Annotated in this window: 20 protein-coding genes; 15 read left to right on the top strand and 5 right to left on the bottom strand. The window is 70.8% G+C overall.

Going from position 1 to position 22,433, the window contains the following annotated elements; all coding sequences use genetic code 11:
* Positions 1-27: 27 nt before the first annotated feature.
* Positions 28-1,092 carry a non-hydrolyzing UDP-N-acetylglucosamine 2-epimerase gene (gene wecB / locus EXU48_RS07825; protein WP_133107063.1) on the bottom strand — a complete coding sequence of 355 codons (1,065 nt, stop codon included), beginning with the start codon at positions 1,090-1,092 and terminating at the stop codon, positions 28-30.
* Between the two features lie 101 nt (positions 1,093-1,193).
* On the opposite strand from wecB, the gene EXU48_RS07820 reads away from it, so the two are divergent.
* Positions 1,194-2,486: a nucleotide sugar dehydrogenase gene (locus EXU48_RS07820; RefSeq protein WP_133107062.1), complete on the top strand. Its 1,293-nt coding sequence runs from the start codon at positions 1,194-1,196 to the stop codon at positions 2,484-2,486.
* 42 nt (positions 2,487-2,528) lie between these two features.
* On the opposite strand, the gene EXU48_RS07815 is transcribed toward EXU48_RS07820, so the two are convergent.
* On the bottom strand, positions 2,529-3,281 hold the full coding sequence (locus tag EXU48_RS07815) for a glycosyltransferase family 2 protein (protein ID WP_133107061.1): 753 nt from the start codon (positions 3,279-3,281) through the stop codon (positions 2,529-2,531).
* Positions 3,282-3,471: 190 nt separating this feature from the next.
* On the opposite strand from EXU48_RS07815, the gene EXU48_RS07810 reads away from it, so the two are divergent.
* Both EXU48_RS07810 and manA read left to right on the top strand, forming a co-directional pair.
* A complete protein-coding gene (locus tag EXU48_RS07810) occupies positions 3,472-4,536 on the top strand; it encodes an NAD-dependent epimerase/dehydratase family protein (RefSeq protein ID WP_165962720.1) in 1,065 nt (354 codons plus the stop codon).
* Positions 4,533-5,720 carry a mannose-6-phosphate isomerase, class I gene (gene manA, locus EXU48_RS07805; protein WP_133107059.1) on the top strand — a complete coding sequence of 396 codons (1,188 nt, stop codon included), beginning with the start codon at positions 4,533-4,535 and terminating at the stop codon, positions 5,718-5,720. Before EXU48_RS07810 ends, manA begins: the two co-directional genes overlap by 4 nt.
* Before the next feature lie 22 nt (positions 5,721-5,742).
* Here the strand turns inward: manA and EXU48_RS07800 are convergent, their stop codons facing one another.
* Positions 5,743-6,552, bottom strand: coding sequence for a TIGR03089 family protein (locus tag EXU48_RS07800; RefSeq protein ID WP_133107058.1), 810 nt, complete (start codon positions 6,550-6,552; stop codon positions 5,743-5,745).
* Between the two features lie 216 nt (positions 6,553-6,768).
* Between EXU48_RS07800 and EXU48_RS07795 the strand changes: the two genes are divergently transcribed.
* Genes EXU48_RS07795 through EXU48_RS07785 form a run of 3 tightly spaced genes read left to right on the top strand, consistent with a single transcriptional unit; the run spans position 6,769 to position 12,319 of the window.
* A complete protein-coding gene (locus EXU48_RS07795; RefSeq protein ID WP_165962719.1) occupies positions 6,769-7,032 on the top strand; it encodes a WhiB family transcriptional regulator in 264 nt (87 codons plus the stop codon).
* Between the two features lie 32 nt (positions 7,033-7,064).
* On the top strand, positions 7,065-10,766 hold the full coding sequence (locus EXU48_RS07790) for a glycosyltransferase (RefSeq protein WP_133107056.1): 3,702 nt from the start codon (positions 7,065-7,067) through the stop codon (positions 10,764-10,766).
* Positions 10,766-12,319, top strand: a complete 1,554-nt coding sequence (locus EXU48_RS07785; protein ID WP_133107055.1) for a DUF5719 family protein — start codon at positions 10,766-10,768, stop codon at positions 12,317-12,319. The genes EXU48_RS07790 and EXU48_RS07785 overlap by 1 nt, the downstream gene beginning before the upstream one ends.
* Before the next feature lie 18 nt (positions 12,320-12,337).
* Here EXU48_RS07785 and EXU48_RS07780 read toward each other — a convergent pair whose 3' ends face one another.
* Positions 12,338-12,817: a metallopeptidase family protein gene (locus tag EXU48_RS07780; protein WP_133107054.1), complete on the bottom strand. Its 480-nt coding sequence runs from the start codon at positions 12,815-12,817 to the stop codon at positions 12,338-12,340.
* A gap of 73 nt (positions 12,818-12,890) precedes the next feature.
* On the opposite strand from EXU48_RS07780, the gene EXU48_RS07775 reads away from it, so the two are divergent.
* The 6 genes from EXU48_RS07775 (at position 12,891) to EXU48_RS07750 (ending at position 17,868) form a co-directional block, all read left to right on the top strand.
* Positions 12,891-13,292, top strand: coding sequence for a DUF3499 domain-containing protein (locus EXU48_RS07775; RefSeq protein ID WP_235856894.1), 402 nt, complete (start codon positions 12,891-12,893; stop codon positions 13,290-13,292).
* Positions 13,293-13,315: 23 nt separating this feature from the next.
* Complete coding sequence (locus tag EXU48_RS07770) at positions 13,316-14,791, top strand: phosphomannomutase/phosphoglucomutase (RefSeq protein ID WP_133107052.1); 1,476 nt, start codon at positions 13,316-13,318, stop codon at positions 14,789-14,791.
* Positions 14,784-14,993: a Trm112 family protein gene (locus EXU48_RS07765; protein ID WP_133107051.1), complete on the top strand. Its 210-nt coding sequence runs from the start codon at positions 14,784-14,786 to the stop codon at positions 14,991-14,993. Before EXU48_RS07770 ends, EXU48_RS07765 begins: the two co-directional genes overlap by 8 nt.
* Before the next feature lie 39 nt (positions 14,994-15,032).
* Complete coding sequence (locus EXU48_RS07760; protein ID WP_133107050.1) at positions 15,033-15,959, top strand: cation diffusion facilitator family transporter; 927 nt, start codon at positions 15,033-15,035, stop codon at positions 15,957-15,959.
* Between the two features lie 95 nt (positions 15,960-16,054).
* On the top strand, positions 16,055-17,014 hold the full coding sequence (locus tag EXU48_RS07755; protein ID WP_133107049.1) for a cation diffusion facilitator family transporter: 960 nt from the start codon (positions 16,055-16,057) through the stop codon (positions 17,012-17,014).
* Entirely contained in the window at positions 17,011-17,868 is an 858-nt protein-coding gene (locus EXU48_RS07750) for a glycosyltransferase family 2 protein (RefSeq protein ID WP_133107048.1), read from the top strand. Before EXU48_RS07755 ends, EXU48_RS07750 begins: the two co-directional genes overlap by 4 nt.
* 33 nt (positions 17,869-17,901) lie before the next feature.
* On the opposite strand, the gene rfbB is transcribed toward EXU48_RS07750, so the two are convergent.
* Positions 17,902-18,897, bottom strand: a complete 996-nt coding sequence (gene rfbB / locus EXU48_RS07745; RefSeq protein ID WP_133107047.1) for a dTDP-glucose 4,6-dehydratase — start codon at positions 18,895-18,897, stop codon at positions 17,902-17,904.
* 157 nt (positions 18,898-19,054) lie between these two features.
* Here rfbB and EXU48_RS07740 point away from each other — a divergent pair, with 157 nt between their 5' ends.
* From EXU48_RS07740 to EXU48_RS07730, 3 genes are read left to right on the top strand one after another with little or no spacing between them, the layout of a single operon-like run.
* Complete coding sequence (locus EXU48_RS07740; protein ID WP_133107046.1) at positions 19,055-19,888, top strand: ABC transporter permease; 834 nt, start codon at positions 19,055-19,057, stop codon at positions 19,886-19,888.
* Entirely contained in the window at positions 19,885-21,147 is a 1,263-nt protein-coding gene (locus tag EXU48_RS07735; RefSeq protein WP_133107045.1) for an ABC transporter ATP-binding protein, read from the top strand. The genes EXU48_RS07740 and EXU48_RS07735 overlap by 4 nt, the downstream gene beginning before the upstream one ends.
* On the top strand, positions 21,144-22,433 hold the full coding sequence (locus EXU48_RS07730; RefSeq protein ID WP_133107044.1) for a class I SAM-dependent methyltransferase: 1,290 nt from the start codon (positions 21,144-21,146) through the stop codon (positions 22,431-22,433). The genes EXU48_RS07735 and EXU48_RS07730 overlap by 4 nt, the downstream gene beginning before the upstream one ends.

Below are 22,433 nucleotides of genomic sequence, written 5' to 3'. Positions count from 1 at the left end.
GGTGGGTGCCGGGCCGCCGTCGTCTCCTTAAGGGTGCGCAGCCCGCAGAGCGGCCAACACGGCAGAGGCCGCCCGCCCGTCACCGTACGGCGACTCCTGAGGGGCCGACGGTGCTTGCCGCGCGGCGAGGTCGGCGAGGCCCTCGAGGCCCGGCAGCAGCACGTTCCACCCGTCGGCGAGCGTCTCCACCCACTCGGTCTCGGTGCGCAGCGTGGTGCAGGGCCGGCCGAGCAGGAACGCCTCCTTCTGCAGCCCACCGGAGTCGGTGACAACCCCGGCGCTGTGGGCGACGGCCTGGACCATCTGCGGGTAGGGCAGCGGGGCGGCCGTGTGCAACGTCTCCGCGGCCCCGAGGTCGATTCCGAACTCGGCGCAACGCGCCACCAGACGGGGGTGCGCGAGGAGCAGCACCGGAGTGCCCGCACCGGCGAGCGCGTCGACGATCGCCCGCAGGCGATCGGGGTCGTCGGTGTTCTCGGCCCGGTGGATGGTGGACACGACGTACCCGCCAGGACGGACGCCGTCGGGCAGGTCCGGCGGCGTGCCCGCGACGGCGTCGCGCACCCGGAAGCACACGTCGGTCATCACGTCACCCACGAGCACGCTGCGCGCGGCCAGTCCCTCGTCGGTGAGGTGCCCCATGGCGACCTCGGTCGGGGCGAGCAGCAGGTCGGCCGCGTGGTCGGTGAGGACCCGGTTGTGCTCCTCGGGCATCGCCCGGTTGAACGAGCGCAGGCCGGCCTCCAGGTGGGCGACCGGCAGGTGCATCTTGACGGCTGAGACCGCTCCGGCGAGCGTGGAGTTGGTGTCGCCGTAGACGAGGACCCAGTCGGGCCGGTGCTCGTCGAGGACCGCGTCCATCGCCGCCAGCATGGTGCCGGTCTGCACCCCGTGGCTGCCCGAGCCGACCCCCAGATGCACGTCCGGCGACGGGATCGCCAGGTCGGCGAAGAACACGTCGGACATGGCCGCGTCGTAGTGCTGTCCGGTGTGCACGATCACGTGCTGGTCGTCCGAGCCGGCGAACGCTTCCGCGATCGGGGCGAGCTTGACGAACTGCGGCCGGGCGCCGACGACGGACAGGACCTTCATGTGATCGCGACCTCACGTGTGGGGAGCCGTCCGCACCGGACGGCACCGGTAGCCTATACAGCGGGCAATTCAGTCGCCTTCCCTACCGGATGAGGACACACGTGAAGATCACCGTCGTTGCGCTGGGCAAGATCGGACTCCCGCTGGCCGTGCAGTTCGCCAGCAAGGGTCACGAGGTCGTCGGGGTCGACGTCAATCAGAACGTCGTGGATCTCGTGAACGCCGGCACCGAGCCGTTCCCGGGTGAGGCGCACCTCGCGCATAAGATCGCCGAGACCACCGCGGACGGCACCCTGCGCGCCACGGCCGACTACGCCGACGCGGTGCCCGGGAGCGACGCCGTCGTCATCGTCGTGCCGTTGTTCGTCAACGACGAGACCTGGGAGCCGGACTTCGGGTGGATGGACTCCGCCACCCGCTCACTGGCCGAGCATCTGACGCCGGGCACCCTGATCTCCTACGAGACCACGCTGCCGGTGGGCACGACGCGCACCAGGTGGAAGCCGCTCATCGAGGAGATCTCCGGCCTCTCCGAGGGCAAGGACTTCCATCTCGTGTTCTCCCCGGAGCGCGTCCTCACCGGCCGGGTCTTCGAGGATCTGCGCAAGTACCCCAAGCTCGTCGGTGGCCTCTCCGAAGCCGGCGCCGCGGAGGCGACCGAGTTCTACCGGGCCGTCCTGGACTTCGACGAGCGGCCGGACCTGCCCCGCGGCAACGGCGTCTGGGACCTCGGCAGCGCCGAGGCGGCCGAGATGGCGAAGCTCGCCGAGACCACCTACCGCGACGTGAACATCGGCCTCGCGAACCAGTTCGGCCGGTTCGCCGCCGAGAACGGCATCGACGTCTACCAGGTGATCGAGGCCTCGAACTCGCAGCCGTACTCGCACATCCACCGGCCCGGCATCGCAGTCGGAGGGCACTGCATCCCGGTCTACCCGCGCCTGTACCTGTGGACCGACCCCCAGGCCACCGTGGTGCGCGCCGCCCGCGAGGCCAACATGGACATGCCCGCCTACACGGTCGGGCTGGCCGGCGGTGCCCTGGGCGGGCTGTCCGGCAAGACTGTCGTGGTCCTCGGTGCCTCCTACCGGGGCAAGGTCAAGGAGACCGCCTTCTCCGGCGTCTTCCCGACCGTCGCCGCGCTGCGCGAGGCCGGGGCCACCGTGCTCGTGCACGACCCGATGTACACCGCCGAGGAACTCGCGGGCTACGGCTTCGACGCCTATGAGATCGGGGGCGACGTGGATGCCGCGATCGTGCAGGCCGACCACCCCGAGTACGCCGGTCTCAGCCCTGCGGACCTCCCCGGCATCCAGGTGCTCGTGGACGGCCGGAACGTGACCGACCCGGCGGCCTGGGACGGCGTCCGGCGGATCGTCGTCGGCACGTCCTGATCCCATCGCGGCGCCGGCTCGGGTCTCCCGCGAGCCGATCGGTCAGATCCGGCCCTTGCGCACCGATCGCACCGTGGTCTGGGCCAGTGCCCACACCGATCGCGGTAGCGAGAGGCGCTCGACGTCCCGGTAGAGCTGCCAGTTGTAGCGCACCAGCGAGAGCTTGTTCGCCGAGAGCGACCCGGCCCGGGCGTCCCGGTACAGCGCGAGCGGTTCGGTGAGCCCGCGGGCCTCGCCGCCGTCACGCAGGATCGAGAGCCATAGGGCGTAGTCCTGCCGCTTGCGCAGGTCCGGCATGTACCTGGTGCCCAGGACACGCCGGTCGTACATGGCGGTGAGGCAGCCGATGTGGTTCTGCTGCAGCATGTCCCGGTAGTCCAGTCGCTCCCGGGCGCGGACGATCCGGTCGTTCGGTGTCCAGCGGGCCGGGTCGGCGTCGAAGTCCGCGGCCACCTTGTAGTACGAGCTGAACGTCAGCGGTGCGTCGCCGGACTCGGCGAAGGCGAGCTGTCGCTCCAGTTTCGTGGGCAGCCACAGGTCGTCGCTGTCGAGGAATGCGATGTAGTCACCCGTCGCGCGCCCGATCGCCTCGTTGCGTGCCGCGGCGGCACCGCTGCGGCCGGCGGTGCGACCCGGCCGGATGCGCTCGTCCGCGGCCGCGGCCTCGGCCAGGATTGCAGCGGTGGCGTCGCTCGAACCGTCGTCGGTGACCAGGAGTTCCCAGTCCGTGTGGGTCTGGGCGAGCACGGAGCCGATGGCAGCGCCCACGGTGGCCGAGGCGTTGCGCGCGGGCATCACGACCGAGACGAGAATCGGGACCTCCGGGGATTCGAGTCCTCAGGGGGAGTGTGCGGGAGTACGGCGCCCCTCACGATAGCCGCAGATCTGCTGTGGTCCGGTGCCGACCGCCGGGCGGGCCGAACGGGAGCGGGTTCGGCCCCATAATGGTGGGGGACTGTCGACCGACCGGAAGGATCCCGCCCGCGTGGAGAACGTCCTCACCTCTGCCGACCGCGTACTCGTGCTGGGGGCCTCGGGCTTCGTCGGATCGCACCTCGCGCCGATGTTCGACCGGCTCGGCGTCGAGTTCGTGCGGTTCGACCTGTACGAGGACCCGCACGCCGACGCGCCGACCCAGATCGGGGACGTGCGGGACGTCGACGCGCTCATCGAGGCGATGACGGATTGCACCGCCGTGCTGAATCTGGCGGCCGCACACCACGACTTCGGGATCACCACCTCGACCTTCGAGTCCGTGAACGTCGGCGGCGCCCGCGCCGTCTGCGCCGCGATGGATCATCACGGGATCACCAACCTGTGCTTCTACTCCTCGGTGGCCGTCTACGGCGAACAGGACACCCCGCCGTCGGAGACCAGCACCCCGACCCCCGTCAACGACTACGGCCGGTCCAAGCTCGCCGCGGAGGGCGCGTACCGGGACTGGCAGCGGTCCGGGCCCGGGCGGCGCGCCCTGATCATCCGGCCCGCCGTCGTGTTCGGTCCCCGCAACTTCGCGAACGTGTACCGGCTGATCCAGCAGATCGACCGGCGCCGGTTCCTGCCGGTCGGGCCCGGGACCAACCGCAAGAGCATGTGCTACGTCACGAACGTCGTCGACGCGATCGGTCATCTGTGGGCTGCACCGTCGAGGGTGGCGGACGGTCAGGACGAGGTCTACAACTACGTCGACAAGCCCGACCTCATGTCGCGGGAGGTCGTCTCCGCCGTCTACGCCGGCCTCGGGCGCCGTCAGCCCGGCCTACGGATCCCGCTGACCCCGGCGCTCCTGGCCGCCAAGCCGTTCGATCTGATCGCCGCCGCGACGGGGCGCAACCTACCCGTGACGTCCGCTCGGATCCGCAAGCTCTCCGATTCCGAGACGTCCTTCCTGGCCGACCGCGTGGCGGGGACCGGATTCGAACCGAGCGTGACCCTGCCGGACGGGCTCGAGGCGATGGTGCGGTGGTATCTCGACGGCGGGCGGGAAACCGCACCGGTGGTGCATCTGCCGCCGGCGCAGGTGGCCCGGCGTCCGAGCGGGACCAGGTGAGGGCCCTCACCGGCTCGCCCCGCGACTACGCCTGGGGCTCGCCCACCGTCATCCCGGAGTTCCTCGGTGCGTCGGCGACCGACCGACCGGTCGCCGAACTCTGGTTCGGGGCGCACCCGTCCGCGCCCTCGGTGCTCGCCGACGACGGCGAGCTGCGCACCCACCTGGCCGGCGACCCGAGCCGGATCCTCGGCCTCGACATCGTCGCCCGCTTCGGGCCGACGCTGCCCTATCTGCTCAAGGTCATCGCCCCGGTGCGGCCGCTCTCGCTGCAGGTGCACCCGGACCTGAACCAGGCACAGGCCGGGCACGCGCGGGAGCAGGCCGCCGGCGTCGACCCCCTGCTGCGCACCTACGCCGACGCGAACCACAAGCCCGAACTCGTCTACGCGCTCACGGACTTCGAGGCCGTCAGCGGGTTCCGGGCGCCGCGCCGCGCCGCGGAGCTCCTGAAGGGACTGGACACCCCGCTCGCCGAGGTGATGCGCGGGCACCTGCAGGCCAGCCCGACGGCGTCCGGCGTGCGCGAGGCGTTCACGCACCTCCTCGTCCATGGATCCGACGGCGCAACCTCCGCCGTCGAGGAGACGGCGGCCGCGTGCGTGGCCCGGTTGGGAGACGGGCGCTCCCCTTCGGAGCGCACGGACACGATCGTGGCCAACCTCTCCGCCGCCTACCCCGGGGACCCGGGGTCGGTGGCTGCGCTCCTGCTCAACCCGGTGACGCTGCACCCCGGCGAGGCGATGTTCGTGCCGGCCGGCGGCGTCCACGCCTACCTGAGCGGCTTCGCCGTCGAACTCATGGCGAACTCCGACAACGTGCTGCGCGCCGGCCTGACGCCCAAGCGTGTCGACATCCCCGAGGTCCTGGCGACCATCGACTGGGTCGCCGCCCCGCCGATCCGGATCGCCCCCGAGATGTTCGACGAGTGCACCGGTGTCTACTACGCCCCGGTCGACGACTTCGAGCTCTCGGTCGCGACCCTGGACGGCGAGCACCGTCGCCGGATCCCCGGCCGCGGGCCGCGCCTGCTGTTGTGCCTGGACGGCGAGGTTGCCGTGACCTCCGACGTCGACCCGGCGGGTCTGACCGTGACCCGCGGACAGTGTGTGTTCGTGGCCGCGGACGAGGGTGCGGTGCGGCTCTCGGGAACGGGGCGCCTGGCTCAGGCCGGGGTGCCCTGAGCGACACGCCCGGCCTGCATCGTCACCGGGTGGCCGTCTCGACGTCGGCGAGCCGGGCGAGTTCGGCGTCGGAGCGCTCTCCGGCTACGAGCACGACCGAGCCACCCTCGGCCCACACCGCAAGCGCCGTGGCCAGGACCACACGTTGATCGGTCGCGGTCACCAGGGCGCGAGGTCCGGATGTCGGCGAGCCGGGGAGATCCTCCGACGCTGGCCGGCCGGCACCGGGGACCGGAGCGCTAGCCGCCACCCTCCGCGCCCAGGCGAGCAGACCGGCGTGCGTGGCGTCCTCGACCGCAGGCGCGTCAGGATCGACGTCCGGAGGCAGGGCGAGCACGTCGGGGTAGGTCATCAGGTCCGCGGCGCCGTCGATCACTCCACGATCGAGGGTGCCCTCGAACGCCCTCGCGAGCGCCGGCAGGGCGACCGCGATGACGCTCCCACCTGCACGAACGCGCTGGTGCGCGCCCACCGGGCGGTCCGTGACGACGGTGTCCGCCTCCGGGCCGCCGGCCTCGGCTCTCGGGACCGGATCCGCGCCGCCCTCGCCGGCAAGGTTCACCGCGGCCCCGGCCTGCAGGGTGGCCAGCGACCAGACGAGCGCGCGCCAGTGCACCGGCAGATCCACCCCGACCACCACACCCGGGCCGGCGACCGCCTCCTCGGTGAGCAGGTTGGTCGCCTTGACGACCCAGTTCGCCAGCACACGTCCGGAGAGTTCAACGCGTTCGCCGTCGGCCCCGTACCAGGTCAGCCGCGGCGAGGCCGAGTCGACGCGCTGCCAGAACTCGACCAGGTCGCCGACCGATTCGAGGGACGTATCGTGAGCCATACCCATGAGCGTAGGCCGTGTACGACACGCCGGAGAGTGGCACCGATCCGACCTCTCGGCTTGACTCGGGCGTGTTACACGGTTGTAATTCAATGCAAGCGCCCGTACTGGGCGCGGCAGCAGGGGCATGTACGACGATTGGGGTAAGCCGTGTGGAACATTCTGGGAGAGGGTCCGCTCACCAACGGTATTCCGCAGCCGGTCCCGGCCCCACGCATGGAACTCGCTTTCCCGGTGGACGGCTACGTCGACGATGACGGCGCGCTGTCCTGGCAGGAGCGGGCGCTCTGCGCGCAGACCGATCCCGAGGCCTTCTTTCCCGAGAAGGGCGGGTCGACCCGGGAGGCCAAGCGGGTCTGCGTCTCATGCGAGGTCCGGGTCGAGTGCCTGGAGTACGCGCTCGAGCACGACGAGCGGTTCGGGATCTGGGGCGGTCTGTCCGAGCGTGAGCGTCGCAAGCTCAAGCGCCGAGCGATTTGAGCGGGTCTCGGCGTTCGCCGAGTGAAAGCAGTATGAAGGCCGACGCCGCGGACGATCACACCACCACCACTCCAGCCTGGAACACGCTCGCCGTCGTGGTGGGCGCGGCGGACTCCCCGTACCTGCCGACCACGCTGGCCGCTCTGGCGGCCCAGCGCACGCAACCCGACCACATCCTGATCGCGGCGCTCGGGTCGAGGGCCGCTGCCGACTCCACCGCAATGCGCGACGCCGCGAGCGAGGCGGGCCTGGCGCCGGAAGGTTTCACGATCGTTCCGACGGCGGGTGCGCGGACCTTCGGCGCGGCCGTGCGGCGCGCCCTGGCCGAGGGAGGGCTCGGCCCGGCCGAGGGCGATCCGACCGTGGCGGCCGCCCGCGCACGCCGGTGGCTGTGGCTGCTCCACGACGACTCGGCACCGGAGCCCGGGGCCCTGGCCGAGCTCCTCGGTGCCGTCGAGGGGAGCCGGGCGATCGCGATCGCCGGCGCCAAGCAGGTGGACTGGGACGAGCCCGACCGGCTGATCTCCGTGGGTGTCAGCGCAACGTTCGACGGCCAGCGTTTCACCGGCATCGAGGACGGCGAGGTCGATCAGGGGCAGCACGACGGCCGCGAGGACATCTACGCCGTCGGCACGGCCGGCATGCTGATCGATGCGGCCGTGTGGCGGCAACTGCGTGGTCCGGACCCGGCTCTCGGACCATTCCTGGACGGACGGGACCTCTCCCGTCGGGCCCGGCTCGCGGGACATCGGGTGGTCGTGGTCCCCGGCGCGGTCGTTCGCCACGCCCGCTCGGGATACTTCGGCCTGCGGGAGGCGGACGGCTCCCGCACCCTGGAGCCACGCGCTCCCGAGCCCCGTCACTCGTACCGTGCGCGACGGCAGGCGATCCTGCACGTGCGGCTCACCCAGGTCCCGGTGGTGCTGGCCCCCCTGGTGGCGCTCGCCGCGATCGTCGCGGCACCGGTCCGGGCGCTCTGGCGGGTCGCCACCAAGGAACTCGAACTGGCCGGCGAGGAATTCCTGGCGCCACTGGGGGTGCTGGCACACCCGCGGGCGATCTCCGCGGCCCGCCGTCGTGGCTCCGCCACCCGGAAGCTGCCCTACCGACGGTTACGCCCACTGCAAGCCTCCTGGTGGGACGTGGTGCGGCTGCGCTGGGACCGCCGACTGCAGGCCGCGACGGAGCGCCGGGCCAGCCGGGCCCCCAGTGAACTGGAGATGGCCGAGCGGGCCGCCGTGGCGCTGCGCCGCCGACTCACCCTCGGGGTGGTTCTCCTGCTCGTCACCGCCCTCAGCCTGCTGACCATGGCGCCGGTGGCCTTCTCCGGCGCGTTGCTCGGCGGAGCGCTGGCACCGGTGGACGGGACGTTCGCGCAGATCTGGGACGCGGCGCTCGCCCCCTGGATCGGCACCGGAGACGGTCACGCGGGCCCGCCGGACCCCTTCCTCGGGATCCTCGGTGTGCTCTCGCTGCTCACGGGTGGCCCCCTCGGCACGCCGATGCGCATCAGCATCGCGGTACTGCTCGTGGCGGCCATGCCGCTCGCCGCACTCGGTGGCTGGTTCGCCGCCGGCGTCGCCACCCGCGCCGTGCTGTTGCGGGCCTGGGCCGCGCTCGCGTGGGCGCTCGGCCCGCCGCTGCTGCTGGGCCTCGGTGAGGGCCGCCTGGGCGCGGTCATCGCCCACCTCGCCCTGCCGTTCGTCGCCCTCGGTGTCATGCGGGCGCTCGGCCTGGACCGCCGGGACGTGATCGTCTCCGGGATGGTCGGGGCGCAGCGGGTCTCACCACGCTCGAGCGCCCGGGACGGCGTCATGTCCGGCGAGGCGAAACGGGCTCGGCTGGCCGCCCTGGCGGACCCCGAGGCGGCCGACCCCGCGGAGGTATCCGCCGAGGAGCCGACGGAGCTCTCGGACGCCGGCGGCGACGGCAGCGAGGACCCGACGAGCGAGGAGTCCACGGCCGCGGTCCGACGGCCGGTACCCGCACGCGCCCACCTCGGTGCCTGGGACTCTGACGAGCCACCCGTGATCGCCTCGAACACCGCCGACGGCTACCTGGCCGAGGATGAGCCCGAGGCCGCCACCGTGGTCACCCGGACCTCCAACATCGGGTCCCTGGGCGCGGCCGCCGCGGCCGGCCTCGCCTTCACGATCGCCTGCGCCGGCGCACCGGCACTGCTGCCCGCGGGCGTCCTCGCGCTCATCGTGCTCGCCCTCGCACTCGGGCGCCGGCGCAACCTCGCCGTCGGACGGAAGCGTCTCGTGCTGGTGGCACTACCCGCGCTGGTGGTGTTCGGCCCGCTGTTGTCGCACGCACTGGCCACCGCCGACGACGGGGGATGGCGCCTGATCTTCGCCGACCCCGGGGTACCGTTCGGCTCCGATCCCGGGCCCGGGTGGCTCGCGCTCCTCGGCTGGCCGGCGGCCCCGACCGCGGTGCAGTTCCTGGGTGGCACGGCAGCGACCGTGGTGCCGCTGATCGCCTCCGGAACGGTCCTCGCCGCGGCCGTGCTCGCCCTGTTCCGAGGCGCCGGTCGGGCCCGGGCGATCCGGATCGCCTGGCTCCTGGTGGCGGTCGGGGTGCTCACCGCGGCGGTCGCGGTACGGGTCCCGGTCGGCATCGGCCAGGGCGCCGGCACCGACGGGGACGTGGTGGTCCACGGCTGGGCCGGGCCGGGCACGTCCCTGGTGCTGCTCGGGCTGCTCGCCGCAACGCTCGGCGCCGTCGACGGGCTCAAGGGCAGCCTCCGGCAGGTGAGCTTCGGCTGGCGCCAGCCGGCCGCGGTCGTGGCCACCATCGTCGTGGTGGTCGGGCTGGTGTGCTCGGCGACCCTGTGGACGTCCCGGGTGTTGGCCGAACGCAACGGCACCGAGCCCGCTGCCCTGATCCGGATCACCGCACGGACCGCCGAACCGGTCCCCGCACTCGGCATCGAGGTGCAGCAGCCGCCACAGGGCGCCCGGGTCCTGGCGCTGACCCCCACGGCGGACGGCCTGGACACCCAGTTGTGGCGCGGCGACGGCCCACAACTGACCGAGACCGCGAGCGCCGTCGCGCTCGCGGGCCTGGTGCGGGTCGAGTCGGCCACCGACCCGGCCGACCCGGAGGTCCTGGACGCCGCGGACGCCGACCTGGCCGAGCTCGTCGCCGCTCTCGCATCCGGCTCCGCGACGGACGCAGCCGCCGCCCTGGCGACCCACGCCGTCGCGGTCGTGGTCGTGCCGTCCGCGGAGGCGAACGCCAGCGGCGTCCTCGCCGACCCCACCGAACGCGGCCGGCTGGTGGCGTTGCTGGACTCGGTTCTCGGTCTGGACCGGGTGACCGAGAACGACAGCGGCGTGATCTGGCGCGTCAATCTCGGCGAGGGCAGCACCGACACCTCGGTCGGCCGGGCCCAGGTGGTCGACGACGCCGGGACGGCGCCGGTCACCGTGCCCTCCTCCGGCGTCACCGCAGAGGGACGGATCCCGGTGACCGGGACGGGCCGGACCCTCATCCTCGCGGAACGGGCCGACCCGGCCTGGCGGGCCTGGATCGGCGGACAACCGCTGCGGTCCGTCGAGGTGGACTGGCGGCAGGCGTTCAGCATCCCGGACGGCGCCGTCGGGACCATCGAGGCACGCTACGAACCCGCGCTGCACGCGCCCTGGCGGGTGGTCACCATCGTGATCCTCACGCTCACCGTGCTGCTCGCGCTGCCGACCCGGCGCCGCCGGCTGGAGGACACCTGATGCCGTCGACGCCTCGTCTCAACCCGCGCCTTCGGGCCGTGGCCCGTGGGGTGGGCGCCGCGACCACCGGCCTGATCGTGCTCGGCCTCACCGGGGTGGTGGTCGGCGCGGCGACTCTCTCCCCACCGCCGGAGGTCACGACCGTCCCGCCTCCGGAGATCGACGTCGGCGCCGGCCCGCTGTCGCTGGTCTGCTCCGGCCCCCCACGCCTGGCCACCGATGACGGCGCGGACATCGACTACGACGACGAGTTCGGCTCCGGTGGCGTGGAGCTCGCCGCCGTGGCGGAGGCCGTGGTGCTGGGTCGTGACGGCCGTGAGGCGCCTGCCGCGACCTGGTCGGCCATCGGCGCCGACCCGATCGAGGTGCCGGCCACCGGGGACGTCCGCTACCTGAGCCAGAGCGACCCGAGCGGGCCGGCCGTGCTCCGCGCCGAACCGGATGGGACCGCCACCGCGCTCGCGGCCGGCGCATCGGCGGCCAGGCTCGACAGCGGCGACCTGCGCGGCCTGACGGCATCCGAGTGCCAGGCGCCCTCCTCCAGCATCTGGCTGGTGGGCGGGGCGACCGAACTCGGCTCGAGCGCCCGGCTGACGCTGACGAACCCAGGAGACACCCCGGTCGCTGCGAGCGTGGACATCTGGGGGGCGGCCGGTCAGGTCAGCGCGGGCAACCCCATCCTCGTGGGGCCCGGCGCCGCCGAGTCGATCCTGCTCGAGTCCCTGTCCCTCGAACCGCGGATGGCGGTCCGGGTCACCGCCGACGGCGGGCGGCTGACCGCCGAGATCCAGGACAGCGCGCTCAACGGCGTGGTGCCCGCGGGTACCGATGTGGTGACGGCCTCGGCCGACCCCGGCCCGGACCTGACCATCGGCCCGGTGCCACTGCCGGAGGCGGACCCCACGGCACCGGAGCCGTCCGTGGTCCGGCTCGCGAATCCCAATGAGTCGCCCACCACGGCCACGGTGTCCCTGCTCGGGGCCGACGGCGAGGAGGTCCTCGCCGGCACCGAGGACATGATCCTCGAGGCGGGATCGGTCGTCGACGTGTCGCTGGCGGGGATACCCGCCGGGTCCTGGACGGTGCGGGTGCGCGCCGACCAGCCGGTCACGGGCGCCGCCATGATCACCCGGCTCGGTGTTGCCGGCGAGCTCGACCCGGACCAGCCGGTGCTGGACCGGGCCTGGGTGCCGGCGCGGACCGCGGTCGACCACGGGATGCTCACCCTTCCCGGGCTCGGTTCGGTGGTGGATGAGGCCGGCGTGGCCCTCACGAACCCGCTGGACGAGCCCCAGACGGTCACGCTGCGCACCGTGAACGCCGCCGGCCGGACCGGCGACCCCGTCGAGATCGACCTCGAGGCCGGGACCAGCACGGGCGTCACCGACCGGATCGACCTGGCCGACGCCGTCGCCGTCGAAGTGAGCGGCACCGCGGTCCTCGCCACCGCCGCGCTGACCGCGCAGGCCGCCGACGGTGAACTCCTCACCATGATCCCCCTCACCCCGGATGCCGACGAGGAGCAGAGCGTCGCGGTGCGGCTCGGTCCCTGAGCCGGAACGCGCGGAACCTCAGTCCCGGTAGGTCGGATCGATGTCCTCGGGGTCGCGCCCGAGCATCTGTGCGAGTTGCTCCACCAGGACGTCGCGGACCAGGGCCGTGACGTCGTCGGCGTCCGCTGACCGACCGACCACCGGCCGCCGGTAGACGACGATCCGGTGGCTGAGGCCGGCCGCGGGGTCGGCCGGGAAGTACCGCCCCAAGGGGACGGCGCCGGTCTCCCACGGCGCCGGGGCGGACGGGGGCACCTCCTCGACGGCGAACTCGACGCCGTCGAGTTCGGAGCCCAGATGCTTCTCCAACCGTTCGACGGTGGCGAGCAGGGTCTCGTCGAACCGCTCGGCGCGTGTGCGCCAGCCGGGCAGCGTCGGCGGCAGCACCGGCCCCCGGAGCCCGCGGCCACGCCGGTCCCGGCGGGTGGAGCCACGACGGGACGGCAACACCACACGACTGAGGTCGCTCGCCGGCGGAGTGGACGGTTCCTGGCTCATGTCCCCAGGGTGCCAGACCCGGGCGGCGTGGGATCGTCGAGGACACCGGGGGGAGGGGGTAGCCTCTCATCTCGTGAGAGCGACCCGAGGCTGCACCCGTTCCGCGTGCACGGCGCCCGCCGTGGCGACGCTCACGTACGTGTACTCCGACTCCACGGCCGTGCTCGGCCCGCTCGCCACCCACGCCGAACCGCACACCTATGACCTGTGCGCCGCGCACGCCGAGCGGTTGACCGTGCCGCGTGGCTGGGATGTGGTGCGACTGGCGACCGAGTTCGAGCCGGCACCGCCGAGCTCGGACGACCTCCTCGCGCTCGCCGACGCCGTCCGGGAGGCATCCCGCGCCACGCCACCCCCCTCCGTGCCGGCGGCCCGCGGACAGTTCGCCGCGCCGGCGCCGGTGACGCAGGTCCGCCCGACCCCGCAGGCGGGCCGCCGCGGCCACCTGCGCGTCGTCCGCGACGACGGCGAGTGAGCCGGCGGGTAGGCTCCCCTCTCGTGAATGATCTTCCCGAGCCGCGTGATCCTCGCGACTCCGAGCGTCTCGACGCCATCGTCAAGGCCTATGACATTCGCGGCCTCGTTCCCGGCGAACTCGACGCGGACGTCGCTCGCGCCCTCGGCGCCGCCTTCGCGGACGTGGTCGCCACCCCGGCGCACAAGTCCGCCGTCGTGATCGGCCACGACATGCGGGCGTCCTCACCGGAGTTGGTGGTCGCCTTCGCCGACGGCGTCACCTGGCGTGGCGTGGACGTCACCGACATCGGTCTCGCGTCCACCGACGGACTCTACTTCGCCTCCGGCAGCCTCGACCTGCCCGGTGCGATGTTCACCGCCAGCCACAATCCGGCCCAGTACAACGGCATCAAGATGTGCCACGCGGGTGCCCGGCCGGTCGGGCGTGATACGGGGCTGGCCGACGTGCATGCGCTCGCCGCCGCCTACCTCGCCGAAGGCATTCCCGCCGCCGAGCCGGCGGGCACGCTGTCCGAGCGGGACCTGCTACCCGACTACGCCGGCCACCTGCGCTCGCTGGTGTCGCTGGACGGGGTGCGCCCGATGAAGGTCGTCATCGACGCCGGCAACGGCATGGCCGGACTCACCGCGGGCGCCGTGCTCGGCACCGATGCCGGCCTTGCGGACCTCGGACTGACCCTGGTGCCGATGTACTTCGAGCTCGACGGTACGTTCCCCAACCACGAGGCGAACCCGCTCGAGCCGAAGAACCTGATCGACCTGCAGACCGCCGTCGTCGCCGAGGAGGCGGACATCGGGTTGGCGTTCGACGGCGACGCGGACCGGTGCTTCGTGGTCGACGAACGTGGCGTGGCCGTGAACCCGTCCGCGATCACGGCCCTGGTGGGCCTGCGGGAACTGGAGAAGGAGAAGGCGGCCGGCCGGACCGCCACCATCATCCACAACCTGATCACCTCCCGAGCGGTACCCGAGCTCGTGGAGGGATCAGGCGGCCGTGCCGTGCGGACCCGGGTGGGGCACTCCTTCATCAAGGCGCAGATGGCCGCCGAGGATGCCGTGTTCGGCGGCGAGCACAGCGCCCACTACTACTTCCGGGACTTCTGGTTCGCCGACACCGGCATGCTCGCCGCCATGCACGTGCTCCAGGCCCTCGGCACGGCCGATATCCCGCTCTCCGCGCTCTCCGAGATCTACACCCCGTACTCCGCCTCGGGGGAGATCAACTCGCGCGTGGCCGACGTGGACGCGGCCCGCGAGCGGGTGCGGCAGGCGTTCTCCGACGACATCGACGCCGGTGTCGTCACCGTGGAGGAGTTCGACGGGCTCACCTTCACCCACTGGGACCAGACCCCACGGTGGTGGTTCAACCTGCGCAGCTCCAACACCGAACCGCTGCTGCGGCTGAACGTCGAGGCCCAGGACTCGGACATCATGATCAAGATCCGTGACGGCGTGCTCGCACTCGTCCGCGAGGGAGAGGAGGTCACCCATGACTGAGCCCCGACCCGGCGTCACGGTGCCGATCGAGGAATGGCTGCGGGCGATCGTGCGCTGCCCGCTCACCGGGACCGAACTGGTGGACGGTGTCGGCCCCGACGGCGAGCCGGAGCTGGTCAACACCGGTGGGTCGCCCCGGCTGGCCTACCCGGTCCGCGGCGGCGTGCCCGTGCTGTTGGTCCACGAGGCCCGGAAGGTCTGAGGACGTTCCACCGCGGCGGGTGGGCGGGAAGAGGCGAAGATGTCCACGGGTAGTGGCACGAAGGCCGTCGTGGCCGCACTGTCGGCGAACCTCGGGATCGCCGTCACCAAGTTCGTGGCGTACGCGCTGACCGGTTCGAGTTCGATGCTCGCCGAGGGCGTGCACTCGGTGGCCGACTCGGGCAACCAGGCGCTCCTGCTGATCGGCGGCCGACGGTCCCGGCGGGCAGCCTCGGCCGTGCATCAGTTCGGCTACGGCCGGGTCCGCTACGTCTACGCGTTCCTCGTCTCGATCGTCCTGTTCAGCCTCGGTGGGTGCTTCGCGTTGTACGAGGCGTGGCACAAGTTCTCCGACCCGCACCCGATCGAGGAGTGGCGGTGGGTGCCCGTGGCGGTCCTGGTGCTGGGCCTCGTCATGGAGGGACTCTCCTTCCGTACCGCGGTCCGCGAGGCCAACCATGCCAGGGGCAGCACGGGCCTGACCGCGTTCGTGCGCCAGTCACGCGCGCCCGAACTACCGGTGATCCTGCTGGAGGACTTCGGTGCGCTGATCGGGCTGGTCTTCGCGCTGTTCGGGGTGGGCATGACCCTGGCAACCGGAGACGGGCGCTGGGACGCGATCGGGTCCGCGGCGATCGGCCTGCTCCTGGTGTCCATCGCGGTGTTCCTCGCGATCGAGATGAGCTCGCTGCTCCTGGGCGAGTCCGCGTTGCCGGAGCACCAGGCCGCGATCGAGGCGGCCATTCCCGGGCCCGGGGTGCTCTCGGTCATCCACATGCGCACGCTGCACCTGGGACCCGAGGAGCTCCTGGTGGCCGCGAAGGTCGAGGTGGCGCCCGACGCGGATGCCCGTGCCGTGGCCACCGCCATCGATGGGGCGGAGGCACGGATTCGGGCAACCGTGCCGCTCGAGGTGCAGATCTACCTCGAGGCGGACCTGCGGCATCGTCTCGCCGCCGACGACTGAGACCCCGACCGGCCGACGCAGCCACGCTGGGGGACCTGCGGCATTGGGTAGCATTCGTCGCGGCAGTGCACGACGAACGATCGGGACGGACACACATGGCCGCAAGCGGGGGCACCAAGGCAGTCATCACCGCACTCTTCGCGAACCTCGGGATCGCGATCGCGAAGTTCGTCGGTTGGCTGCTGACGGGCTCGAGTTCGATGTTGGCCGAGTCCGTCCACTCGGTGGCGGACACCAGCAACCAGGCGCTGCTGTTGATCGGCGGCCAGCGTGCGAAGCGCAAGGCCTCCGAGGTACACCAGTTCGGCTACGGCCGGGTCCGGTACGTCTATGCGTTCATCGTCTCGATCATCCTGTTCTCCCTCGGTGGGCTGTTCGCCCTCTACGAGGCCTGGCACAAGTTCTCCGACCCGCATCCCATCACCGCGTGGCAGTGGGTGCCGATCGTGGTGCTGCTGATCGCGGTCGTCCTGGAGGCGTTCGCCCTGCGCACGGCCGTGATCGAGGCCAACCATGTGCGTGGGCGCACGCCGATCTTCAAGTTCGTCAAGACGTCCCGGTCGCCGGAGATCCCGGTGATCCTGCTCGAGGACACCGGCGCCCTGCTCGGACTGGTGTTCGGGCTGTTCGGGGTCTCGATGACCCTGATCACCGGCGATGGCCGCTGGGACGCGATCGGGTCCGCCGCGATCGGCCTGCTGCTCGTGGTGATCGCGGTCTTCCTCGCCCTGGAGATGAAGTCGATGCTCGTGGGTGAGTCGGCCCTGCCCGAGCACCAGGACGCCATCGAGGCCGCCGTGGTGGGGGACGGCATCACCTCGGTGATCCACATGCGGACCCTGCACCTCGGGCCGGACGAGGTCCTCGTGGCCGCGAAGGTCGAGGTGGATCGCGACGATGACGCCGAGGAGGTCGCGCGAGCGATCGACGCAGCCGAGGTGCGCGTGCGCCAGTCGGTGCCGCTGAAACTGACGATCTACATCGAGCCGGACCTGCGGCGTCCGGCGACGGCGTCCGCCGCGTCCGACCCGTCGGGTGGCCCGACCGTCGCATGAACGCCGACGTCCCCGAGATCCGCGTCGTCTGCGTGACGTACCATCCCGGCGCGGAACTCGAGGACTTCATGGAAACACTCGCCGCGGCGAGCACCGTGCCGGTGGAGATCGTGTTCGTCGAGAACGGGGCGGACCCGGCCATCGCCCGGCGGGTGGCCGACGATCATGGGGCAACGGTGGTGGAAACCGGTGCGAACCTCGGCTATGGGACTGCCGCGAACCGCGGAGCAGCGGGTGCGTCCGGTGAGTGGTTGGTGCTGGCCAACCCGGACGTCCAGTGGGTCGCGGGCTCCCTCGATGAACTCGTCCGGGCGGCGCGGCGTCACCCCCGGGCAGGCGCGTTAGGTCCGGCAATGCTCAATCTGGACGGAACCGTGTATCCCTCGGCGCGAGCCCTCCCGTCCCTGCGGACCGGCGCAGGCCATGCGTTGCTGGTACACGTCTGGCCCCGCAACCCGTGGACGAAGGCCTATCTCAAGACCCAGGAGAACAACCAAGGGGTCGAGCACGAGACCGGCTGGTTGTCGGGAGCCTGTCTGCTGCTGCGGCGCGAGGCGTTCGTGGAGGTCGGCGGGTTCGACGAGTCCTACTTCATGTTCTTCGAGGACGTCGACCTCGGCGACCGGCTCGCCCGGGCCGGGTGGTCGAACGTCTATGTGCCGACCGCCCGGGTGGTTCACGACCAGGGCTCGTCCTGGCGGGAGCGGCCGGCCGCGATGATCCGGGCCCACCACCGCAGTGCTGAACAGTACCTGCGTCGCAAGTACGCGGCGTGGTATCTCTTCCCGCTCAGGTGGGCGATCGCCACCGGCCTGCGTGCGCGGTCCTGGATCCAGATCCGCGCGACCCGTTGAACGGCCGGGCCCACGCGTGGGCGGGCCGCTGCGCTACTGCCCTGCGGCTGCGTACCTGGCCTCGGTGGCGTCCTTCTGCGGACGCCACCAGGTCTCGTTGTCGCGATACCAGGCGATCGTCTCGGTCAGTCCGGACCGGAAGTCCGGGAACTGAGGCTCCCAGCCGAGCTCCGTGCGCAACCTGGTCGAGTCGATCGCGTAGCGCAGGTCGTGTCCGGGGCGGTCCGTGACCAGGTCGTAGGCGTCCGGCTCCTGGCCGAGGAGTTCGAGGATCAGCTCGACGACCCGCCTGTTGGTCTCCTCACCGTCCGCCCCGATCAGGTAGGTCTCGCCCGGAGTGCCCTTCTCCAGGATCGTCCAGACCGCCCGATTGTGGTCCTCCACATGGATCCAGTCGCGGACGTTGAGGCCGTGGCCATACAGCTTGGGCCGCACGCCGCTCAGCACGTTCGTGATCTGGCGCGGGATGAACTTCTCCACGTGCTGGTACGGACCGTAGTTGTTGGAGCAGTTGGAGATGGTCGCCTCGACGCCGAACGAGCGTACCCACGCCCGAACGAGCAGGTCCGAGCCTGCCTTCGTGGAGGAGTAGGGGCTCGACGGGTTGTACGGCGTGCTCTCCGTGAACCGGGCCGGGTCATCGAGTTCGAGGTCGCCGTACACCTCGTCGGTGGAGATGTGGTGGTACCGCACGCCGTGGCGACGGACGGACTCCAGCAGGGTGAAGGTCCCGATCAGGTTCGTCTGGACGAACGGCCAGGGGTTCGCCAGCGAGTTGTCGTTGTGGGACTCGGCGGCGAAATGGACGACGGCGTCGCTCGCCTCGACCAGGGGATCGACCACGGTCACGTCGGCCACGTCGCCCTCGACGAGCGTGATCCGGTCGCGCACCGCGGCGAGGGAGTCGACGTTTCCGGCGTAGGTCATCGCATCCAGGACGGTCACGTCGACGTCAGGGCGTTCGCGTACCGTCTGGTGCACGAAGTTGGCACCGATGAAGCCGGCTCCGCCGGTGATGAGCATGCGCACTGTGTACTCCTTGCAGGGGTGTCGGCGGCCCGCTGTGTGGATGGCTGGGCGGCCCAGACAATGGTAGGCCGCGCACGCTGTTCCCGACGGGGATCGGTGACGGCAGGAGGGATGTCACGGCCCCGGGAGCCCATGGTCGGGCTGGTAGTGTGCCCCGGTGACATCTGAGTCCGTTCGTGAGATCCGGCCGTCCGTGCCGATCTGGCGACAATGGAATCTCATCAGCAACTTCAGCCGCCGCGACCTGAAGGCCAAGTTCAACGGCACCCTGCTGGGCTGGGCGTGGTCGTTGGTGGTCCCGCTCGCAACGCTGGCGATCTATACGCTGGTCTTCTCTGTCGTATTCCGGATGGTCCCGCCGCCGATGGGAAACGGCAATGACGGGGTATTCGTCGTGTGGTTGTTCTGCGGGCTGGTGCTGTGGTCCTACTTCGCCTCGTGCGTGAACGGCGGCATGGGTGCACTCCTCGGCAGCGGCCCACTCCTGCAGAAGATCTACTTCCCGGCGTACGCGCCGGTGCTCGGCGCCGGACTCGCGGTCGGAATCCAGAGTCTCATCGAACTCGGCATCCTCGCCATCGTGCTCATCATCCTGTGGAACGTGTCCTGGACCTGGTTGTTCGTGCCGTTCGTCCTTGCCCTCTTCGTCATATTCACGGGCTCCGTTGCGACCATTGTCGCCGTGATGAACGTCTACTATCGTGATCTCGCCCATCTCGTTTCGGTCGCATTGCAACTTCTCTTCTACCTGACGCCGATCATCTATAACCCCGACATCGTGCCCGAGTCGTGGAACGGCATTCCCCTGCGAGCGATCGTCGAATTCAGTCCGCTGTCGCAGTTCGTGGGCCTGTTCCGTGCCGTCATCTACGACCTCACCGCCGGTGACCTCGGCACCTGGGTCGCCGTCACCCTCTGGACGATCGCGGCGCTCGGCGGAGCCATGTTCGTGATGAAGCGTCGTGGCGGCGACCTGAGCGAGGCGCTGTGACCGACGTCGCCATCAAGGTCGATCACCTCAGCAAGACGTTCCGGCTCCACACCGAGCGGCGGAACTCGATCAAGGAGATCTTCGTCCGCGGCAAGGCCCCGGGAGTCCATGACTTCCACGCACTCCGGGACGTCTCGTTCGAAGTGCCCCGGGGCTCCACCTTCGGTCTGATCGGACACAACGGGTCGGGGAAATCGACCCTGTTGAAGATCCTCGCCGGCGTCTACCGACCGTCGGCCGGACAGGTCCTCGTCGACGGCCGGGTCTCGGCCCTGCTCGAACTCGGCGCGGGATTCCACGGTGAACTGACCGGACGCGAGAACGTCTATCTGAACGGCGCCATCCTCGGACTCTCCAAGAAGCAGATCGACCGGTCGATCGACCAGATCATCGACTTCGCCGGGATCGGCGAGTTCATCGACTCGCCGGTGAAGGTCTACTCCTCCGGCATGTACGTCCGGCTCGGGTTCAGTGTGGCGGTGACCTTGGATCCCGAGATCCTCATCGTCGACGAGATCATCGCCGTCGGCGACGAGGAGTTCCAGCGCAAATGCTTCGACCACCTGTTCGAGCTCCGGCGTCGTGGAACGACGATCGTCCTCGTGACACACTCGCTCACCCTCGCGGCCGAACTCTGCGACCAGGGCATCTGGCTCGACCACGGGCGGCCGCGGGAACTCGGCGACGTCAGTGAAGTGATCAACGGATACCTGCTCGACGTGAACGCGAAGGAGTCGGCGTCTCGGGCCGAGGCGGAGGCGGCCGGTTCGCACCCGGATGGCGGGGCTACCGTGGCACCGTCCGTGCCGCGCGCGGGTTCGGGCGAGATCCGGATGACGAAGGTGACGCTCCATGACGCATCCGGAGTCGAGACCGCATTCGTCACCCCTGGCGAGACGTGCACCGTGCGCGTGCACTACCGGAGTACCCGATCTCTACGCGAACTGACCTTCGGGCTGGCCTTCATCCACGAGTCCGGCATCACGGTTGCGGGTCCGAACTCGATGCAGAACGACCGCACCTATGACGTCGAGCCCGGAGAGGGCTTCATCGACTTCCACAGTGCCGCATTCCCTCTCCAGCCCGGAGCCTTCAGCATCAGCACGGCGATCGTGGACAAGGGCCACACCTACGACTACTCGGACCGCGAGACCGAACTGCGGGTGCGCGCCGACCACGCAGTGCGGGAGCCCGGCCTCACCCGGATGATCGGACGGTGGAGTGCCGAACCGTCGGCACCGGTGGAAGGACGAGCATGACGGGTCACGTTGAACTGGCTGACGTCTCGCGGGCGTTGTTCCTGCTCTCGATGGACGACGCCGACGGGGCGATGGCGGCGCTGACCGCGAACTGGGCGCCGGCAGACGAGATCAGGGCGGACCTGGCTGCGGCCCTCGTCACGGCGACGGCGGCCGACAGGGCCCGAGCACTCGGTGACGTGTTCCGGGATCATGCGTTGCCCCATGACCACGCGAACGAGTGCTACCGAGCCGCGTTCTATTTCTCCGGCCGCGCCGAGGCGCTGGCATCGAACCCTTTGTATGCGCACTACCTCGCGCACCGCTCGGGCGCCATCCTCGACAAGTGGATCCACTACTTCCCGGTGTACCACCGCCACCTCGAACGCCATCGGGGTACGCCGGTCCGTGTCCTTGAGATCGGTGTCTATCGGGGGGGCGGCCTCGATATGTGGCAGCAGTACTTCGGACCTGAGGCGACCGTGGTCGGCCTCGACGTCGACGAGGCTGCCGTCCGCGCCGTCAACGGCCGCTACCTGGTCGAGCTCGGTGACCAGGAGGACCCGGAGGTGCTGCGCCGTGTCAACGCCGAGCACGGGCCGTTCGACATCGTCATCGACGACGGTGGTCACACCATGGCACAGCAGATCGTCACAGCCGAGACGATGTTCCCGCTCATGTTGGATGGCGGCACCTTCATCGTCGAGGACTGCCACACTTCGTACTGGGACTACTACCAAGGCGGCCGGAAGCGTGCGGGCACGTTCATCGAGTGGGTCAAGGACCGCGTCGACGACGAGCACGCCCGATACGACGCGGCGATCGACCGTAGGTCGATCTGGGCGACGCACCTCGACGGTCTGCACGTCTACGACTCCGTGGTGGTGCTCGACAAGGCGGAGCGTTTCCGTCCGTTCAGCGAGGTGGCGGGAAGTTCGTCCTACCTTCGCTCGGACCGGCTCGCTGAGTCCTACCTTGCCGACGCGCTTGCGTCACGCGACCAACTCCAGGCGGAACTGGAAGCGATCCGCGGCGAGGTCGCCGCGCTCCGAGACGAGATGGGACGGGCCACTGAACGGTCGGCGACCGAGGCCATCGAGAACGACCGCAGCGCGAGGCTGGCCCTACAGCGCATGCGGCAGGAGTCCGTCCAGACCAACGCCGAGCTGGAGCGGCTGCAGTCGGAACTGTCCTCGGCCAACGGTCGAGTACTGGAGAGCTGGGAACAGATCCGTCTGATGCGCGGATCGGTGTCCTGGCGCTTGACGGCACCGATCCGTGCCGTCCGACGGCGGATGAGCCGCTGA

Source organism: Occultella glacieicola (assembly GCF_004353825.1).
Classification (GTDB): Bacteria; Actinomycetota; Actinomycetes; order Actinomycetales; family Beutenbergiaceae; genus Occultella; species Occultella glacieicola.
This window is presented reverse-complemented; position numbering and strand designations above follow the sequence as displayed.